This window comes from Synechococcus sp. CS-205 (assembly GCF_025128255.1).
In the GTDB taxonomy this organism is placed as follows: Bacteria; Cyanobacteriota; Cyanobacteriia; order PCC-6307; family Cyanobiaceae; genus Regnicoccus_A.
In genome coordinates this window covers 18,758-35,154 of the sequence record NZ_JAHLZB010000013.1, presented here as the reverse complement: position 1 = coordinate 35,154, position 16,397 = coordinate 18,758, and the positions used below count along the sequence as shown (strand labels likewise).

Annotated in this window: 21 protein-coding genes and 1 tRNA gene; 16 read left to right on the top strand and 6 right to left on the bottom strand. The window is 66.3% G+C overall.

Annotated elements, in window-relative coordinates:
* The first annotated feature begins 238 nt into the window (after positions 1–238).
* Entirely contained in the window at positions 239–1,690 is a 1,452-nt protein-coding gene (locus tag KQ297_RS02845) for a glycoside hydrolase 100 family protein (protein WP_259738102.1), read from the top strand.
* Positions 1,691–1,739: 49 nt separating this feature from the next.
* Here the strand turns inward: KQ297_RS02845 and petD are convergent, their stop codons facing one another.
* On the bottom strand, positions 1,740–2,222 hold the full coding sequence (petD, locus tag KQ297_RS02840; protein ID WP_259738101.1) for a cytochrome b6-f complex subunit IV: 483 nt from the start codon (positions 2,220–2,222) through the stop codon (positions 1,740–1,742).
* A 69-nt stretch (positions 2,223–2,291) separates the two neighbouring features.
* The gene (gene petB / locus KQ297_RS02835; RefSeq protein ID WP_006173475.1) at positions 2,292–2,966 is read right to left on the bottom strand and encodes a cytochrome b6; all 675 of its coding nucleotides are present in this window, start codon (positions 2,964–2,966) and stop codon (positions 2,292–2,294) included.
* A gap of 82 nt (positions 2,967–3,048) precedes the next feature.
* Between petB and ctpZ the strand changes: the two genes are divergently transcribed.
* The 14 genes from ctpZ (at position 3,049) to KQ297_RS02765 (ending at position 11,890) form a co-directional block, all read left to right on the top strand.
* Positions 3,049–4,302 (top strand): carboxyl-terminal processing protease CtpZ, encoded by a 1,254-nt coding sequence (ctpZ, locus tag KQ297_RS02830; RefSeq protein ID WP_259738100.1) that lies wholly within the window; start codon positions 3,049–3,051, stop codon positions 4,300–4,302.
* Positions 4,299–5,570 carry an HD domain-containing protein gene (locus KQ297_RS02825; RefSeq protein ID WP_259738099.1) on the top strand — a complete coding sequence of 424 codons (1,272 nt, stop codon included), beginning with the start codon at positions 4,299–4,301 and terminating at the stop codon, positions 5,568–5,570. Before ctpZ ends, KQ297_RS02825 begins: the two co-directional genes overlap by 4 nt.
* Positions 5,571–5,593: 23 nt before the next feature.
* Entirely contained in the window at positions 5,594–6,277 is a 684-nt protein-coding gene (minC, locus tag KQ297_RS02820) for a septum site-determining protein MinC (RefSeq protein WP_259738098.1), read from the top strand.
* Positions 6,278–6,368: 91 nt separating this feature from the next.
* Positions 6,369–7,202 carry a septum site-determining protein MinD gene (gene minD / locus KQ297_RS02815; protein ID WP_259738097.1) on the top strand — a complete coding sequence of 278 codons (834 nt, stop codon included), beginning with the start codon at positions 6,369–6,371 and terminating at the stop codon, positions 7,200–7,202.
* 6 nt (positions 7,203–7,208) lie between these two features.
* Positions 7,209–7,514 (top strand): cell division topological specificity factor MinE, encoded by a 306-nt coding sequence (gene minE, locus KQ297_RS02810; protein WP_185464095.1) that lies wholly within the window; start codon positions 7,209–7,211, stop codon positions 7,512–7,514.
* Positions 7,515–7,592: 78 nt separating this feature from the next.
* On the top strand, positions 7,593–7,814 hold the full coding sequence (locus KQ297_RS02805) for a response regulator transcription factor (RefSeq protein WP_259738096.1): 222 nt from the start codon (positions 7,593–7,595) through the stop codon (positions 7,812–7,814).
* Positions 7,805–7,876 (top strand) — tRNA-Thr (locus KQ297_RS02800). Before KQ297_RS02805 ends, KQ297_RS02800 begins: the two co-directional genes overlap by 10 nt.
* Before the next feature lie 45 nt (positions 7,877–7,921).
* Positions 7,922–8,272: a cation:proton antiporter subunit C gene (locus tag KQ297_RS02795; RefSeq protein WP_185464097.1), complete on the top strand. Its 351-nt coding sequence runs from the start codon at positions 7,922–7,924 to the stop codon at positions 8,270–8,272.
* Entirely contained in the window at positions 8,269–9,726 is a 1,458-nt protein-coding gene (locus KQ297_RS02790) for a proton-conducting transporter membrane subunit (RefSeq protein ID WP_259738095.1), read from the top strand. Before KQ297_RS02795 ends, KQ297_RS02790 begins: the two co-directional genes overlap by 4 nt.
* A complete protein-coding gene (locus KQ297_RS02785; RefSeq protein ID WP_259738094.1) occupies positions 9,723–10,145 on the top strand; it encodes a Na+/H+ antiporter subunit E in 423 nt (140 codons plus the stop codon). The genes KQ297_RS02790 and KQ297_RS02785 overlap by 4 nt, the downstream gene beginning before the upstream one ends.
* On the top strand, positions 10,142–10,390 hold the full coding sequence (locus tag KQ297_RS02780; RefSeq protein ID WP_259738093.1) for a hypothetical protein: 249 nt from the start codon (positions 10,142–10,144) through the stop codon (positions 10,388–10,390). The genes KQ297_RS02785 and KQ297_RS02780 overlap by 4 nt, the downstream gene beginning before the upstream one ends.
* Positions 10,387–10,704, top strand: a complete 318-nt coding sequence (locus KQ297_RS02775; protein WP_259738092.1) for a monovalent cation/H(+) antiporter subunit G — start codon at positions 10,387–10,389, stop codon at positions 10,702–10,704. Before KQ297_RS02780 ends, KQ297_RS02775 begins: the two co-directional genes overlap by 4 nt.
* On the top strand, positions 10,701–11,231 hold the full coding sequence (locus KQ297_RS02770) for a hydrogenase subunit MbhD domain-containing protein (RefSeq protein ID WP_259738091.1): 531 nt from the start codon (positions 10,701–10,703) through the stop codon (positions 11,229–11,231). The genes KQ297_RS02775 and KQ297_RS02770 overlap by 4 nt, the downstream gene beginning before the upstream one ends.
* The gene (locus tag KQ297_RS02765; protein WP_259738090.1) at positions 11,231–11,890 is read left to right on the top strand and encodes a Na(+)/H(+) antiporter subunit B; all 660 of its coding nucleotides are present in this window, start codon (positions 11,231–11,233) and stop codon (positions 11,888–11,890) included. The genes KQ297_RS02770 and KQ297_RS02765 overlap by 1 nt, the downstream gene beginning before the upstream one ends.
* Positions 11,891–12,070: 180 nt before the next feature.
* Here KQ297_RS02765 and KQ297_RS02760 read toward each other — a convergent pair whose 3' ends face one another.
* The 4 genes from KQ297_RS02760 to KQ297_RS02745 are packed head-to-tail and all read right to left on the bottom strand — an operon-like array spanning position 12,071 to position 15,424.
* Positions 12,071–12,706 carry an L-threonylcarbamoyladenylate synthase gene (locus tag KQ297_RS02760; protein WP_259738089.1) on the bottom strand — a complete coding sequence of 212 codons (636 nt, stop codon included), beginning with the start codon at positions 12,704–12,706 and terminating at the stop codon, positions 12,071–12,073.
* Between the two features lie 2 nt (positions 12,707–12,708).
* Positions 12,709–13,614 (bottom strand): peptide chain release factor N(5)-glutamine methyltransferase, encoded by a 906-nt coding sequence (prmC, locus tag KQ297_RS02755; protein ID WP_259738088.1) that lies wholly within the window; start codon positions 13,612–13,614, stop codon positions 12,709–12,711.
* 57 nt (positions 13,615–13,671) lie between these two features.
* Entirely contained in the window at positions 13,672–14,913 is a 1,242-nt protein-coding gene (locus KQ297_RS02750; RefSeq protein ID WP_259738087.1) for a DNA-processing protein DprA, read from the bottom strand.
* Between the two features lie 37 nt (positions 14,914–14,950).
* Complete coding sequence (locus KQ297_RS02745) at positions 14,951–15,424, bottom strand: acyl-CoA thioesterase (RefSeq protein WP_259738086.1); 474 nt, start codon at positions 15,422–15,424, stop codon at positions 14,951–14,953.
* 56 nt (positions 15,425–15,480) lie between these two features.
* Here KQ297_RS02745 and KQ297_RS02740 point away from each other — a divergent pair, with 56 nt between their 5' ends.
* Positions 15,481–16,329, top strand: a complete 849-nt coding sequence (locus KQ297_RS02740) for a universal stress protein (RefSeq protein ID WP_259738085.1) — start codon at positions 15,481–15,483, stop codon at positions 16,327–16,329.
* Positions 16,330–16,397 lie beyond the last annotated feature (68 nt).

The window sequence follows — 16,397 nt, the reverse complement described above, 5'->3', positions numbered from 1 at the left end:
CGCGGGTGGTCTCCCATCCGCTTTGGAAACTTACAACACCGGCGATCGGCTCTCGCCTCCTCCTCTGTTGCAAGCCCTGCAGCGATCGCCTTCCGGCTCACGCGCAGTCCAAAAACATACCACACCCATGGCCGGGCTCTTTGGTCAGTCAGCTTCAAGAGGCAACGGTGAGATGCCCAGTTGCCGCGTCCTGCCTATGGTTTCGCTGGCACCGTCCCCGTTTGCGAGGAGCCCAGGCTTGGCCACACATTTCAGCCAGGAGAGGCTGCGGGTCCGCCCCAGCTCCCGTGAGGAAGCGGTTGTGGCCAGTGCCCGGGAGAAGTTCGAGCGCACCCTGGTCTCGGTTCAGGGATCCTTGGTGGGATCCGTGGCCGCCTTGGGGCATCCCCGCAGCCACGACTCCCTCAACTACGGCGAGGTGTTCCTGCGCGACAACGTGCCGGTGATGATTCACCTGCTGCTGGAGGGACGTTTTGAAATCGTTCGTCACTTTCTGAGCGTCTGCCTCGACCTGCAGAGCAGCACGTACCAGACCCGGGGGGTCTTCCCCACCAGTTTCATCGAGCAGAACGGCCAGCTCCTGGCCGACTACGGCCAGCGCTCGATCGGACGGATCACGTCGGTGGACGCCAGCCTGTGGTGGCCGATCCTCTGCTGGTATTACGTCAAGCGCAGCAAGGATTGGGAGTTCGGGGCCAGTCAGAAGGTGCAGCGGGGGGTGCAGCTGCTGCTCGATCTGGTGATGCACCCCACCTTCGAGGGAACACCGGTGCTGTTCGTTCCAGACTGCTCCTTCATGATCGACCGTCCGATGGACGTCTGGGGGGCCCCCCTGGAGGTGGAGGTGATCCTGTTCGGTTGCCTGCGCAGCTGTGGCCATCTGATGGAGATCGCCCGCCGTGACCGAAGCAGCCGCTTGCTGGAGCAACGGCTCGAGCTCACTCGCCAGTGGATCCACGACCTCCGATCCTTTCTGCTCAAGCATTACTGGGTCACCAGCAAGACGATGCAGGTTCTGCGCCGCCGCCCCACCGAGCAGTACGGCGACCATCAGCACGAGAACGAGTTCAATGTGCAGCCCCAGGTGATCCCCGACTGGCTGCAGGACTGGCTGGAGAACCGTGGTGGCTACCTGATTGGCAACATCCGCACCGGCCGACCCGATTTCCGCTTCTACACCCTCGGAAATTCCCTGGCCTGCCTGTTCGGCTTGCTCACGGCGCCGCAACAGCGGGGCCTGTTCCGCCTGGTCTTGCACAACCGCCGCGATCTGATGGCGCAGATGCCGATGCGAATCTGCCATCCACCCATGGAAGCCACCGAGTGGATGAACAAGACCGGCTCAGATCCCAAAAACTGGCCCTGGAGCTATCACAACGGAGGGCACTGGCCCAGTCTGCTCTGGTACTTCGGCGGGGCGATCCTTCAGCATGAGCAGTGCCATCCACAGGCGGACGTGTTGTTGATGGGTCAGGTCAAGGCCATGCTCGAGGAGTGCTACTGGTCGCAGCTGAATCAGTTGCCGCGGCAGCAGTGGGCCGAGTATTTCGATGGGCCCACCGGTACCTGGGTGGGCCAGCAGTCACGCACCTACCAGACCTGGACAATTGTGGGCTTTCTTCTTCTGCACCACCTTCTGCGCGTCAAGCCTGCCGACGTCTCCCTGCTCGCGATTGACGGGCTGCCATGAAAAAAGCCGCCGAGGATACGGCGGCTTTTTGGGTCTCCAGGACGTTGGATCAGAACAGACCGAGAGTGAGTGATTTGTCGATCGGCAGAGCAGCGCCGATACCCAGATAAATGGTGAACACGGTTCCGAACAGGAACGCGGCCATGGCCACAGGGCGGCGGAAGGGATTCTGGAACTTGTTGAAGCTCTCGATGAAGGGGATGAGTATCAAGCCCAGGGGGACCATCGTCTGCAGGGCAATGCCGAGAAGCTTGTTGGGAACAACCCGCAGGATCTGGAAGACCGGGTAGAGGTACCACTCAGGCAGGATCTCCAGGGGCGTGGCGAAGGGGTCAGCCTTGTCACCGAGCATGGCTGGATCGAGAACAGCCAGTCCCACCACCATGGCGATGGTTCCGAGGATCACCACCGGGAAGATGTAGAGGAGATCGTTGGGCCAGGCTGGCTCTCCGTAGTAATTGTGGCCCATGCCCTTGGCGAGCTTGGCGCGCAGGCTGGGGTCGCTGAGATCAGGCTTCTTGAGGATGTGCATCGCAGGCACCAGATGTGGGGTAAGAGAAGAGGGAAGTCAAAAAGAAATGGATCGCGGATTGCCCGCTGATCACAAAGGACCCGAGATGCCTTGCTTGCGGATCATCAGGAAGTGCATGAGCATGAACACAGCCAGCAACCAGGGCATCACGAAGGTGTGCAGGCTGTAGAAGCGCGTGAGGGTGGCCTGTCCAACGCTTTCCCCGCCCCGCAGGAGTTCGACCATGAAATCGCCCACAACGGGAACCGCCGCCGGAACACCCGAGACAATCTTGACGGCCCAGTAACCGACCTGATCCCAGGGGAGGGAGTAACCGGTTACACCGAAGGAGACAGTGATCACGGCCATCACCACACCGGTGACCCAGGTGAGTTCACGGGGACGCTTGAAGCCACCGGTGAGATACACACGAAACACATGCAGGATCAGCATCAGGACCATCATGCTCGCGCTCCAACGGTGCACGGAGCGGATCAGCCAGCCGAAACTGACATCGGTCATGAGGTACTGAACCGAAGAATAGGCCTCAGCCACAGTGGGCTTGTAGTAGAAGGTCATCGCAAACCCAGTGGCGAACTGGATCAGGAAGCACACCAGTGTGATGCCGCCGAGGCAATAAAAGATATTGACGTGGGGCGGCACGTACTTCGAGGAGATGTCGTCCGCAATCGCCTGGAGTTCCAGGCGCTCCTCGAACCAGTCGAAAACGGGAGACGACTTGGCGGCGGGAGACGAGTTCGCCATGCAGTGCTGGGTTGGGGTTGCGAGAGTCTACCGATACCCGCGCTTCGGTCGTGATCGCCATCCCGTCCCTGGCCCCGGCGCCATGAGCGCGCCGAAGCCCAGCTCCTTCCACAGGATCCTCCGGCGGGCCAGGGCCCTGGCCGTGGCCCTGCTGCTCTGCGCAGGATTGTGGCTGAGGCCGGGCCCGGCCCTGGCCCTCAACGATGCCCAGCAGCTGGTGGTGGCGGCGTGGCGTCTGGTGAACCAGAGCTACGTCGACCCCACACGATTTGAAACTGTTCATTGGCGGAGGCTGCGCCAGAAGGCCCTGGAACATCCGATCGAGACCAGCGCCGAGGCCTATGACGCCATTGCCGCCATGCTCGAGCCCCTCGGCGATCCCTACACCCGTGTGCTGCGCCCAGACGACTACAGAGCACTGCGTGCCACCACGGAGGGAAGCGTCAGCGGCGTCGGCCTGCAGCTCAGCCTTGGAGGGGACGGGCAGGGGATCGTGGTGATCGCGCCGCTGGATGGGTCGCCGGCCGCCGCCGCCGGCATCAGCTCGGGCAGCGAACTGCTGGAAGTGGAGGGAGAGGCCTGCCGCCGCCTGGGGCTGGAGGCCACGGCCGCGCAGCTGCGGGGGCCGGCAGGCACCAGCGTGCTGGTGCGGATCCGCCCCCCCGGCCCGTCCGCTGAGCCCCGAGAGATGCTGCTGAAGCGTCAGCGGGTGGAGCTGCAACCTGTACGTTCCCGGCTGGTGGAGAGGGACGGTCACCGCCTTGGCCTGCTGCGCATCAACCAGTTCAGCGAGCCGGTTCCCGCAGGAGTGCGTCAGGCCCTCGAGCAGTTCGGCAACAGCGGCGTGGAAGGGGTGATTCTCGATCTGCGCAACAACTCTGGCGGCCTTGTCGAGGGGGGGGTGGCCGTGGCCAGTGCCTTCCTCGACGCCGAGCCCATCGTCGAGACCGTCAACCGTGAAGGACTGAGCGAGCGCAGGCAGGCCGCGATCGGGCAGCTGTTCTCCGGCCCGATGGTCACCCTGGTGAATGGCGGCACCGCCAGCGCCAGTGAGATCCTGGCGGGCGCCCTCCAGGACGACGGGCGCTCACCTCTGCTGGGGAGTCGCACCTTCGGCAAGGGGCTGATTCAGACACTGATCAACCTGGGGGACGGCAGCGGCCTGGCCGTGACGGTGGCCCGCTACGTGACACCCAGCGGCCGCGACATCCAGCACCAGGGCATCGCACCCGACCTGGAGCTGCCCCAGCCGGAGCCTCTCAATCCAGGAGGGCAGGACGACAGCTGGCTGGAGCTGGCCGCCGAGCAACTGGTGCAGGACCACATCTCGCCATGAGCGGCCGCACCTACCACGATCCCCTGCACGGGGCGATCCGGCTGGAAGCCAGCCTGCCAGCCGAGTCTCTGACCATGGAGCTGATCGAGACCGCCCCCTTCCAGCGGCTGCGCCGGATCCGGCAGCTGGGGCCGGCGTTCCTCACCTTCCACGGCGCCGAGTCCAGCCGCTTCACCCACTCCCTGGGGGTGCTGCACCTGGCCAGGCTCGCCCTCCGCCAGCTGGCGCGTCAGGCCCCCCAGCTGGCAGAGGATCAGGGGGTCCTCTACGCCGCGGCCCTGCTTCACGACGTGGGGCACGCCCCGCTCAGCCACTCCGGTGAGGAGATGTATGGACTGCGCCACGAAACCTGGTCGGCCCGGCTGGTGCGGGAACACCCGGCCCTGCGGCAGATCCTGGAGCGCCATGCCTGCGGCAGCGCCGATGCGGTGGCTGACCTGCTCGAGCATGGGGTCCACCGTCACCCCGCGCTGGCCTCACTGGTGAGCGGCCAGCTGGATTGCGATCGGCTCGACTATCTGCTGCGTGACAGCCACAGCACCGGTGCCAGCTATGGCCAGCTGGATCTCGAGAGGATCCTGGGCGCCCTGACCCTGGCACCCGACGGCAGCCTGGCACTGCACCCGAAGGGGCTGATGGCCGTGGAGCACTACCTGGTGGTGCGCAGCCTGATGTACCGCAGCCTTTACAACCACCGGCTGAATGTGGTCTGCAACTGGTTGCTGTCCCAGACGATCCAAAGGGCCCGCACCCTCGGACGGGAGGGGGGGGTGAGCGCCGATGCCGTGATGGCGGCCTGGCTGTGGCGCCCTGACAGCCTCGATCTGGAGACCTACCTGGCCAACGACGACCTGCGCACCGGCTACCACCTGATGCGCTGGCGGGAGGACGGACCGCCGGAGCTGCAGGAGCTCTGCGGGCGCCTGCTGGACCGCCGCCTGCTCAAGGCCAGCGATGTGAGCCACCTCGGGGCCGGTGAACGGCTGGAGCTGCTTGCCCTCGCCCAGACGCTCAGCAAGGCCGCCGGACTCAGGGCCAGCCTGTGCTGTGCCCTTCAACAGCGCCAGAACCGTGGTTATCACCCTTACAAAGGTGGCCTGCGGCTCTGGGATGGGGAATCGCTGTCGGCCCTGGAGGATTGCTCCCCCCTGGTGGCCAGCCTGGTGAAGCCGGTGGAGCTGGCCTGGTTGATCCATCCTGCGGAGGTGAGCGAGCCCCTGCGTGAGCGGCTCCGCGCCCTGGGGGGGAACCGCCGTGGTGCTGCCTAAGTTGGGCGCCTCCGCATGCGGCGATGGCTGCCGATTTCGTGCCGGCTGCCCGCAGCGGCCTTCCCCATCAATTGATGCTGCCGGCACAGGGCCCCGAAACCGCTCCCGTGCCGGAGCAGGTGAATCATGGACTCGAGGGTGTGATCGGCAGCGGAGCGCTGCTGCTTCAGAGCGGCGACTGGCTGCTCACGGTGACTGACCTTCGTGCCCTGGAACGTCAGCTGGCCGCTCACCAGCTGCAACTGGTGGGGGTGGAAGGGGTCCAGCCCCTCACCCTGGTCGCTGCCGCGGCGATCGGTCTCACCACCCGCCTGCACCTGAACGCCGCCGCTGAGCCCACCCCGAAACCCCTGGCGAGCAGTGATCTGGTGATCCAGCGGGGCACTCTGCGCTCCGGTGACCATCTTCAGGTTGAGGGCACGGCCCTGGTGCTCGGGGACGTCAACCCAGGGGCCCGGGTCAGTGCCGGCGGCGATGTGCTGGTGTGGGGCCGGCTGCGGGGCGTGGCCCATGCCGGTTGCCATGGTGATTCAGGCGCCAGGATCGTGGCCCTGCAGCTGCGGCCCCTGCAGCTGCGGATCGCCGAGGTGATCGCCAGGGGACCGGAGGACTCCCCGCCTCAAGGCTTCTGCGAGCAGGCCCGCTTGGTTGATGGGCTGATCCGCATCGATCCCGCCGAGCCGAGCTGGCCCCCCTTCAGCAGTTGATCAGGCCCCTACGGGTGTCACAGTCAGCAGCTCCGCAAAGGCCGGCTCCTGAACCATGGGCTGGCCGGAGTTCGGGGCCATAATCTTTGGCATGTCTGGCATTCCCGTGACGAGCGCACAGAACCGCACGATTCTGATCTGTTCCGGCAAAGGGGGCGTCGGAAAAACCACCCTCACGGCCAATCTGGGCATTGCCCTGGCCAAGCAGGGGGCCCGCACCGCCGTGCTGGATGCCGACTTCGGCCTTCGCAACCTTGATCTCCTGCTGGGCCTGGAGAACCGGATCGTCTACACCGCCCAGGAGGTGCTTGCAGGCAGTTGCCGTCTGGAACAGGCCCTGGTCAAGCACAAGCAGGAGCCCAACCTCTCCCTGCTCCCGGCCGGCAACCCACGCATGCTCGAGTGGCTCACCCCCGACGACATGAAGAAGATCGCGGGGCTTCTGGCCGAGCAATTCGACTACGTCCTGATCGATTGTCCTGCAGGCATCGAGGACGGCTTCAAGAATGCCGCTGCAGCCTGCCGTGAAGCCCTGGTGGTGACCACCCCGGAGGTGTCGGCGGTGAGGGATGCGGATCGGGTGATCGGTCTGCTGCAGACCCGTGAGATCAAGCCGATCCAGCTGGTGCTCAACAGGGTGAGGCCCCGGATGATGGCCAATCAGGAGATGCTCTCGGTGAGCGATGTCACCGACATTCTTGCCCTGCCCCTGCTTGGCCTTGTTCTGGAAGACGACCAGGTGATCGTCTCCACCAACCGCGGCGAGCCGCTCACCCTCAACGGCAGCCGTTCCCCGGCAGGGCAGGCTTACACCAATGTCGCCCGACGCCTGCGTGGCGAGGAGGTGCCCCTGACCGACCCGACCAAGGAAGGCAAGAGCCTGCGCGCCAAGCTGGGGCGCCTGATGCACACCAAAATCTTCTGAGCTGCGATGACTTTGCGCGATTTCATCGACAGGCTGCTGGGGCGTCAACCCGCAAGCGCAGGCATGGCCCGCGAAAGGCTGCAGCTCGTGCTCGCCCACGACCGCAGCGATCTCAATCCCGAATTGCTGGAGCAGATGCGTCGGGAAATCCTTGAGGTGGTCTCCCGTTATGTCGAGATCGACGTGGAGGAAGGGGACGTGAGCCTCGAAACCGAAGACCGCGTCACGGCGCTGGTGGCCAATCTGCCGATCAAACGAGCCCGCCCCAATCCGCCGGCTCCCGGCAACGACCCCACCATGGCCACCGCCTGATCCTGGTTGGAGGGCTTCGGCAGGCCCAGGGATGGACAGATGGGGAACCCTGGAACGCGAACCTCTGAGGGTTGGCCCATGTCCATGGTCGATCTTTCCCCCACTCCTGCCGAAATGCGGGTGCTCATCTGGCTGTCACGCGGCCTGAGCAACAAAGCGATTGCGGCCCGGCTCGTGTTGAGCCCCAGGACCGTGGAGAGCCATGTTTCCAGCCTGCTGGCAAAGGCGGGCTGCAGCAATCGATCCCAGCTTCTGCTCTGGGCACAGGCAAACGATAAGCTCAGCCCCGTGCCGGCTTAGCTCAGCGGTAGAGCAGCGCTTTTGTAAAGCGAAGGTCATCGGTTCAAATCCGTTAGCCGGCTTGCTGCCAACACCCCATTCCCCTCCCTCTCCTCACCCCTGCGCTGTTGATCGAGGCCCTGGTCCTGGTGACGGCCCTGGCGGGTTTTCTTGGGGTTCTGCTGCGCCGCAACCTCTTTCTCAAGGTGTTGGCGCTTGATGTGATGAGCACCGGAGTGATCGGGTTCTTCGTGCTGCTGGCCGCCCGCAGTGGCCTGCGCACGCCGATCCTGGAGACCAGCCCCGAGGTCGTGCAGCCGGTGTCGCCCTTTGCCGACCCGGTACCCCAGGCGGTGATCCTCACGGCAATCGTGATCGGATTTTCTGTTCAGGCCCTGCTGCTGGTGGTGATCACCCATCTCGCCCGCCGGGAGCCCACTCTGCAGGTCGATGCCATGGAGGAGCCCACCGAAGGATGAATGCGCTCCTCATCGGCTGGTTGCTGCTGCCCTTCCTGCTGGCCTTCAGCTCGGCTCTGCGGCCGAAACTCGGCTGGTGGATGGCCCTGATCTGCTGCACGGCCACCCTGGTGGTGGGCCTGGCGCTCAGCTTTGCTCCCGAGGCGATTCAGATCCAGCTGGTGGGGCCCTTTGGTGTGTCCCTGCTGCTGGATGGTTTCCTCACCCCCTTCCTGGTGCTCAATGCCCTCGTGGGTGCTGCCGTTCTGCTCGATCGTGGCCAGAGCCAGGAGGACCCCAGCTTCTGCCTGCTGTTGATGGCCCTGCATGGGTCGATCAATTCCGCCCTCGTCTGCCACGACCTGATCAGCCTCTATGTGGCTCTGGAAGTGGTGAGCCTGTGCGCGTTCCTGCTGATCGCCGACCGCCACAGGGTCCAATCACTCTGGATTGCCCTGCGCTACCTGCTGGTGGGGAGCACGGCCCTTCTCTTCTATCTGATCGGCTGCGCCCAGATCCATGCCAGCCATGGCTCCTTTAGCTTTGAGGGGGTCCGTGGAGCCACAGCCGGTCCGCTGGCGCTTCTGCTGGTCGGGCTGCTGACGAAGTCGGGGTTGTTCATCTCGGGGCTGTGGCTGCCGAGAACCCACGCCGAGGCGCCGGCCCAGGTGTCGGCACTGCTCTCGGGGGTGGTGATCACCGCTGGGGCGGCGCCCTTGATGAGGCTGGCCCAGGCAAGCCCGGCGATCGGCTCGGTAGTGCTCTGGCTGGGTCTGGCCAGCACGGGCTTTGCGGTGGTCTTCGCCTTGCTCGAGCCCGATGTGAAACGACTGCTGGCCTGGAGCACGGTGTCGCAGGTCGGGTTGGTGGTGCTCTCGCCGCTGACCGCCGGCCTGTTCGCTCTGGGCCATGGGATCGCCAAAGCCTGCTTGTTTCTGCTGGCACGCCACTTTCCAAGCCGCCGTCTGGACGATTGGGAGGAGATGCCCCTGCCGTTTTCTGTGGCCCTGCCGATGCGGCTGGCGGCCCTTTCGATCGCCGGCTGTCCTCTGCTGGTGGGCTATCTGGCCAAGGAGCGACTGCAGCTGGAGCTGGGTCCCATGCCGGCCCTGCTGGTCACGGTGTTCTCGGTGGGCACAGCCGCCGTCTACACCCGGCTGTGGGCCAGCCCGATCCAGCGGATGCCTTCAGGCTGGACCTGGCCGGTTTCCTGGGGGGTGACACTGCTCGTGGCCGGCCTGGTGTTGAGCAACGGCCTGCCCCTGATGGGTCACGACAGCCTCCCTTGGCTGGCCAGCCTGAAACCGGCGTCCCTGGGGAAATCGCTGGGGGTGTTGCTGGCCGGCTGGGCAGTTCACCGGCTGATCCAGCCCTTTCGAGCGCAGCTTCGCTTGCCGGACGTTGAACGCTTCGACGACCTGATCGGCGGCATGGGCATCATGGGCGCAGCCATTGTGGTGATGCTCTTGTGGTGACAAGCCACCTGTTGAGGCTGCGCCGAGCAGCCAGCTGGGGGCTGACCACCGGATTCCGGCTGGGGCTCTGGCTCCTGCTCACCTCGGATTTCGGCCGTTTCAACCTGATCGTCGGTCTTGCCCTGGCTGTGGCACTGCCGAGGGCACGCTCAAGGCTGGCGAGCCCATCGCTGCTGCTGCGCTCCCTCTGGGCCGTCCTGCTCTCGATCCCTCAGGCTTACGCCGAAGCCGTTTCCATGATGCTCAGACCCCATCGGGTGGAGCGGCTCACCAGCCTGGGGGGCTCAGGCAGCTCCTCCTCGCTGGTGGTGTTCCTTGAGGTGTTCAGGATCACGCTCACCCCCCTCACGATCGCCTTGGGCCGGCGGCCCGATGGCAGCTACCTGGTGCATGAACTGGGACGGAGGCGGGGGGGATGACCCTGCTGGTTTACGGGATGGTGATGGCCCTGGTGATCCCGGTGCTGGTGGTGCTGCGCAATCCCGATCTCTGGCACCGCCTGGCGGCCTTCGCCAGCATTTCCACCAAGATCTCCATCCTGCTGCTGGTGTTCGATGTGGTGCGCGGGGATCGGATGATCGGCGTGGTGGGGGTGATCGTGCTGAGCGTCGGCAATGCAGGGGTGATGCTGCTGGCCAACCTGCTGCGCGAGATGGATCCATGACGATCGACCCCAGCCTGATCCGCCTCTTCAGCGCTCTTCTCCTGATCAGCGGACTGGCGTTCTGGCTGGTGGGAACCTGGCCACTGCTTGGCCGCTCCAGCTACCTGGCCAAGCTGCACGGCCTCTCGGTGTCCGACACCCTCGGCTCGGCTCTGATGCTGCTGGGCCTGCTGCCGCTTCGCCCCGCGGAATGGCCTGTGCTCAGTCTTGCCCTGTTCTCCCTGGTGATCTGGAACACCCTGTTCGGCTACGTGCTGGGGTTCTGCTCCCGCCGCAGCACGGCACCCCTGGAGGTCATGGAGACACCACCATGAGCGTCCCCCTGGATCTGGGCGGAGACCTGGCTCAGCTGATCCCGATCGCAGGCCTGCTGCCCCTGACCGCCATCCTGATGGTGTTGCAGCGCAATCCTTACCAGACGCTGGTTCTGCGCGGAATTATCGGCGCGATCGCCACCCTTCTCTATGCCCTGCTGGGGGCCGCCGATGTGGCCCTCACCGAAGCGCTGGTGGGCACCCTGCTCTCCACCACCCTTTATGCCATTGCCCTTCGCTCCTCGATGGTGTTTCGTCTGGCCATCGTTGGTGACGGCCTGCTGGAGAGTGACCAACGGGCCCTGCTCGAGCAGTGGCTCCAGCAGGGCTTCCTCCGCCTGGAGGTGGTCGACGACGCCAGGGCCGGCGATCCCCACGGCCAGCTCGCGCCCGACGGGCAACTCCGGATCAGGTCCCAACGGCTGCTGGAGCAGTTGCATGGCCTCGAGGGTGCCAGAGCCTGGCTTCAGGCAGGCGGAACGATCGGTCCCCTCAGCCGAAGCACACCAGCAGGAGCACAGCCGTGATGACCCTGCTCTATGTTCTCGCCGCCGGCCTGCTCTGCGCACTGCCCTTGCTGGATCAGGCCTTCACGCTGCCAACGGCTGCCTCGATCGTGGAGTCGATCGCCAGGGACACAGCCGTGCCCAATGTGGTGTCGGGGATCATTCTCGACACCCGGCTCTACGACACCGTGGGTGAGGTGGTGGTGTTCAGCCTTGCAGCCCTGGGGGTGAAGCGGCTGCTGAGCGGTGAAGCACCAGCCCGCACGATCCTGGCCATGGAGGATGCTCCCTCCCTGGTGCTCTGCCAACTCGGGGCCACAGTCTGCGCCTTGGTGGCGGTTGAACTGGCCCTGCGCGGTCACCTCTCACCCGGGGGAGGATTTGGAGCAGGGGTGGCCGGAGGCACTGCCATCGGCCTTCTGGTGATCAGCGGCTCAGCCGAGCGCACAGCGATGTTCTACAAGCGCTACCGCGCCGAGACCTGGGAGAAGGTGGCGGTGATCGTCTTCCTGATCCTGGCTCAGTTGAGTCTCACGGGCCTGGCTCCACCGGCCGGTGCCTTCGGCAGCCTGGCCAGCGGAGGATGGATTCCCCTGCTCAACATCCTTGTGGCCATCAAGGTGACCCTGGGATCCTGGGCCATTCTTCAACTCTTCGTTCGCTATCGCGGCCTGCTCTGAACCCGGCAGGCCGCTCAGGGGCGACGACCGGCCAGCAGGAAAGCAAGAACCGCTATCCCTGCCCAGCCCCAGCCTTGCAGACCGGCCTCTGGCATGGCCCAGCCCAGCCAGGGCTCGATCAGACTGTGGGAGAACCCAAGTGTGGCCAACACAGCCAGCACGAGCCAGAGCATCGCGGCCTCATCGAAAGGGGAGATCCGGCATCACAGCACCGGAGCGCAACACCTGCCAACCACCCGACGGCCTCCAGGCCAACACCGTGCTGGCCTGACCTGCGGGGCGGGGCCAGGGGACAGGCGCCAGCCGAGGCACCTGGGGGAACATCGCTGCCGACTCCGCAGCTGTGAGGCAGGGAGGATCTCCGGAGCGGTTGGCGCTGGTGGTGGCCAGGGGCCCAGTGCGGCGGAGCAGGTCGAGGGCCTGTTCGCAGGCGGGGATGCGCAGGCCAAGCCTGGCTTCGGCCGCCACCACACCAGGCTGCAGGGCCGCCACCACAGCCCCCCGGGCAGGGAGCACCAGAGTGAGGGCCCCGGGCCAGCAGCGCTCAGCCACCTCAAGCCACTGCGGCAGGGGCGGCAACTCAAGGGCGGCCCACAAGGGTTCAGGCTCGGCGCCCATCAGGATCAGCGGCTTGCTGCTGGGTCGCGTCTTGAGGGACCAGATCTGGCGTGCCGCTTCGGGACGTGCCGCCAGGGCCGGCAGGGTGTCGGTGGGGAAGAGGGCCGGACCGCCCGAGAGGATCCACCCGGCCAGGCGGGCCGGAGGAAGATCCCCAGCCGGGCTGTCAGAAGAAGGTGGCTGGGAGGATCGGTCCATGATCAGGGTCTCCGGGCCTGGGCGAAGCGCCTTCGCCCTTCCAGGTCGTGATGGCAGATCACCTCCACCAGCCCAGCAGAGCCCAGCAGCTCAGCCACCGCATCCGACTGATCGTGATGGTGCTCCAGCAGCAGCCAGCCGCCGGGAGCCAGTGCCGCCGTGGCCCCACTGACCAGGTTCCGGATCGCCTCCAGCCCGTCAGGGCCTCCATCTAGGGCAAGAATCGGCTCATGCTCGCGCACCGCCGGATCGAGCTGGGCGAGAACAGCCGTGGGAATGTAAGGGGGGTTGCTCACCACCAGATCCAGCAAACCCCAGCAGTGGCGCACGGGCTCCCACCAGCTGCCCAGTTGAAGCTCGACCCGCTCACCCACCCCTGCTCTCTGAAGGTTGCTGGAGGCCTGGGCCAGGGCCGGCCCGGAGCAATCCACCGCCAGGCCACGGGCCTGAGGGACAGCCACAGCCAGAGCGAGGGCCAGGCAGCCGGAGCCTGTTCCCAGATCAGCCCAGGTCAGTGGTCCGCTGGCCCTGCCGGGCATGGACCTGGCCAGGTCGATGGCCAGGTCTGCCAACACCTCGGTCTCCTGGCGGGGAATCAGCACGGCCTCGGAGACGGCCAGCGAGAACTGCCGCCACGGGCAAACGCCCACCAGGTACTGGAGTGGGGTATGCGACTCGAGATGCAGGCGCCACAACCGAGTGAGCTCACTCAGCTCAGCGTCCAACCGCAGTGGCGCGCAGGGATCGAGCCAAACCCTCTGCAGCTGGGTCCAGCGCAGTCCGGCGCCCAGGTCGAGCAGCCAGTCGAGGTCGGCCGAGCGGCCCCCTTCGCGCAACCGCTGCTGGCGCCAGGCCAGCAGCTCGGAGCCGAGGAGGCGCTTGCCTGCGGCCTGAGGCGTTGAGCCCATGGAAGCGGGCGGTGAGGCAGGGGTGGATTGGGGCCAGGAACTGGGCATGGGGCAAACCTAGGCAGGGGCCTCCCCGGCGGGACGCCACCGAAGACCTGGCTCAGCCCGCACCCGCCCCGACAACTCCAGCTGCAGCAGCTGGGTGGCCAACTCAGCGCCGGAACGCCCCAGAGCGACTGTGAGCTGCTCGAGCGAGGCCCCCTGCCCCAGAGCGGCGAGCAGGACCTGATCCCCGGCCACTACCCCAGCGGCTGGAGGGGAGATGGGCTTGGTGGTGGTGACAGCGTCAGCTGGATCCAGGGGTCCAGGGCCCAGCTGGGCGATCAGATCGGAGGCCGCCAGCAGTGGGCTCGCCCCCTGGGCCAGCAGGCGATTGCTGCCAAGGGCCGATCGCTTGCCAGTGTCAGCTGGAACCACCCAGAGCGGCAGCCCCTGCTCCCAGGCCAGCGCAGCGGAATGCAGGGCACCACTGGCCTCGGGGCACTCCACCACCACGACCGCCTGAGCCAGAGCCACCTGAAGCCTGTTGCGGGCGGCGAAATGGCCACGACGCACCAGGGTCCCCCTGGGATGCTCGCTCAGGAGCAGACCGTTGCGGGCCACGGCGGCCTGCAAGCTGTGGTGATGGCGGGGATAGATGCGATCCAGGGGAGTGCCCAGCACCCCGATGGGCCTTCCACCTCGCCCGAGGCAACCGCGGTGAACAGCCCCGTCGATGCCTTCCGCCAGGCCGCTGACCACAGGCCAGCCGGCCTCGGCCAGGGCCGCGCCCAGCGCCTCGGCCATGCGTTGCCCATGGGGGGATGGGCGCCGGGTGCCGACGACGGCAATCGACTGCCGGCGCCGCAAGGGAGCCCAAAGGGATCCGCGCCCGGCCCAGTGCAGGGCCAGCGGCGGCCGCGCCAGCGCCTCCAGGGAGGCTGGTCGGGCTGGGTCCCCAGGCACCAGCACCGGCCCGGGCGCCTGGGACGACCAGCCGCCCGGGCCCATGGGATCGGCTCCCCAACTCTGGCGATGAACCTCAATGCTGGCAAGAACCCCAGCCCCGAAGCCGTTCAGCCTGGCCAGCTGGCTGCTGGGGGTCTGCCAGGCCTCCGCTAAACAGCCGCAGCCCTTCTCGAGTTCACGCAGACGGCGCCAACCCAGGCCCGGGCAGGCACTCCAGAGCAACCACCACAGCCGCTGCTCAGCCCAATCACGACCTCCGGCCGGAGCCGGGGAGAGCTGCGGCCGCGAGGGAAGATCTGCCGCCGCCCCGCCGGCACCACGGGGCGAGACACCCGCAAAAGACACCGACACCACCTCGCCCATGGCCAGCCCGCTCAGTACACACGTACTAGCACGGCTCCCTGGGCCCGGCCAGCAACCGCTGCAGGGCCTGCTCAAACTCAGGCGGGTAGCGCCGCACCGGGCGAAGCCCCTCACCCGCCCCCAGGCGCCGCACAAGGACCAGCTCCACATGGGCTTCCGCTGCCAGCCCACCACCTCCGAGCAGAAAACGGCTGATCCAGGGCAGCCGCAGCCCGCGGCGAGGCATCGCCACACTGCGCAGCTCGACCACTTCGCCATGACCCACGGCCCGGCGGTAGTCGATCTGAAGGGTCACCACCGGCAGCTCCAGGCCCTGGGCGGAGAGACTGGCGTAGGGCAGTCCCGACGCCGCGAGGGCCTCAACCCGGGCCTCCTCCAGCCAGGCGAGATAGGCGCCATGCCACATCACGCCCCCGTGGTCGGTGTGCTGGGGGAGCACCCTGCGCCGCAGCACCCAGTTGCTCTCCCCCCCTTGCCACTCCATTACAGCCTCTGCCATCACCCTTCGAGCAGTCAGATGCAGGCCATAGGCTGCCCCAGACTCGCGACAGCCTCGTGTTCCGCAATCTGCTGATCGCCGATTCCGGCAAAGGCCACGTCGAAGAAATGGTGCGCATGCTGCGCGACCTGCCGGCATTCCGTCAGGCCCGACTCAACCTGCTGCACGTGGTTCCCGAGCAGGCCGGTGACGATTTCCAGGAGCACTGGCAGAAAGCCGCTGGCATTGTGGCCGATGCCATCCAGCGCCTTGGCCTCGATCCGGCCGACGTCAACGCCATCATCCGTCAGGGCGACACCAAGCAGACTGTGCTCAAGGTGGCCGATGAGCTCGATGCCGATCTGATCCTGATGGGATCCCGGGGGCTGGGGCGCCTGCAGTCGATCCTGGCCAACAGCTCCAGCCAGTACGTCTTCCAGCTTTCGACGCGGCCGATGCTGCTGGTGCGCGACGACCTCTACGTGCGCCACGTGAACCGGGTGATGGTGGCCCTCGATGGCACCGGCGTGGGCGACGACGCCCTGAAGATTGCCTGCGAACTTGTTCGTGAAATCCCCGGTGGAACCCTCGCGGGCGTGCACATCTCCCGCCAGGACATCCAACCCAGCCGCGGCGGCAAAAGCCCTGCCGACATGGTGATCGAGAAGGCGGTGCAGCGGGCCCGATCCCTGGGCGTGGAGCTCCAGGGGGTGCATGGCACCGGTGATGTGGGCCGCGGAGTCTGCGCCACCGCCGAAGAGCTCAAGGCCGACCTGCTGGTGATTGCCTCCCAGGATCGAAGGCCCCTGGTGGCCAAGAGCCTGGTGGACATCGACCGGCTGCTGGGCAGTTCCGTGAGCGACTACATCCGTGTCCATGCTCCTGCTCCGGTGCTGCTGGTGCGTGAACCCGAAGCGGGCCGTTGAGCTTGTAACCACCCAGGCCGGCCGGCCCATGAGGCGGCCGGCCTGCTGCAGATTCGTGACACCCTTGG

Bases quoted from the DNA above. Each gene is read 5' to 3' on its own strand.
- petD (WP_259738101.1), bottom strand. From the start codon at position 2,222: ATGCACATCCTCAAGAAGCCTGATCTCAGCGACCCCAGCCTGCGCGCC.
- petB (WP_006173475.1), bottom strand. From the start codon at position 2,966: ATGGCGAACTCGTCTCCCGCCGCCAAGTCGTCTCCCGTTTTCGACTGG.
- ctpZ (WP_259738100.1), top strand. From the start codon at position 3,049: ATGAGCGCGCCGAAGCCCAGCTCCTTCCACAGGATCCTCCGGCGGGCC.
- KQ297_RS02825 (WP_259738099.1), top strand. From the start codon at position 4,299: ATGAGCGGCCGCACCTACCACGATCCCCTGCACGGGGCGATCCGGCTG.
- minC (WP_259738098.1), top strand. From the start codon at position 5,594: ATGGCTGCCGATTTCGTGCCGGCTGCCCGCAGCGGCCTTCCCCATCAA.
- minD (WP_259738097.1), top strand. From the start codon at position 6,369: ATGTCTGGCATTCCCGTGACGAGCGCACAGAACCGCACGATTCTGATC.
- minE (WP_185464095.1), top strand. From the start codon at position 7,209: ATGACTTTGCGCGATTTCATCGACAGGCTGCTGGGGCGTCAACCCGCA.
- KQ297_RS02805 (WP_259738096.1), top strand. From the start codon at position 7,593: ATGTCCATGGTCGATCTTTCCCCCACTCCTGCCGAAATGCGGGTGCTC.
- KQ297_RS02790 (WP_259738095.1), top strand. From the start codon at position 8,269: ATGAATGCGCTCCTCATCGGCTGGTTGCTGCTGCCCTTCCTGCTGGCC.
- KQ297_RS02780 (WP_259738093.1), top strand. From the start codon at position 10,142: ATGACCCTGCTGGTTTACGGGATGGTGATGGCCCTGGTGATCCCGGTG.
- KQ297_RS02775 (WP_259738092.1), top strand. From the start codon at position 10,387: ATGACGATCGACCCCAGCCTGATCCGCCTCTTCAGCGCTCTTCTCCTG.
- KQ297_RS02770 (WP_259738091.1), top strand. From the start codon at position 10,701: ATGAGCGTCCCCCTGGATCTGGGCGGAGACCTGGCTCAGCTGATCCCG.
- KQ297_RS02765 (WP_259738090.1), top strand. From the start codon at position 11,231: ATGACCCTGCTCTATGTTCTCGCCGCCGGCCTGCTCTGCGCACTGCCC.
- KQ297_RS02760 (WP_259738089.1), bottom strand. From the start codon at position 12,706: ATGGACCGATCCTCCCAGCCACCTTCTTCTGACAGCCCGGCTGGGGAT.
- prmC (WP_259738088.1), bottom strand. From the start codon at position 13,614: ATGGGCTCAACGCCTCAGGCCGCAGGCAAGCGCCTCCTCGGCTCCGAG.
- KQ297_RS02745 (WP_259738086.1), bottom strand. From the start codon at position 15,424: ATGGCAGAGGCTGTAATGGAGTGGCAAGGGGGGGAGAGCAACTGGGTG.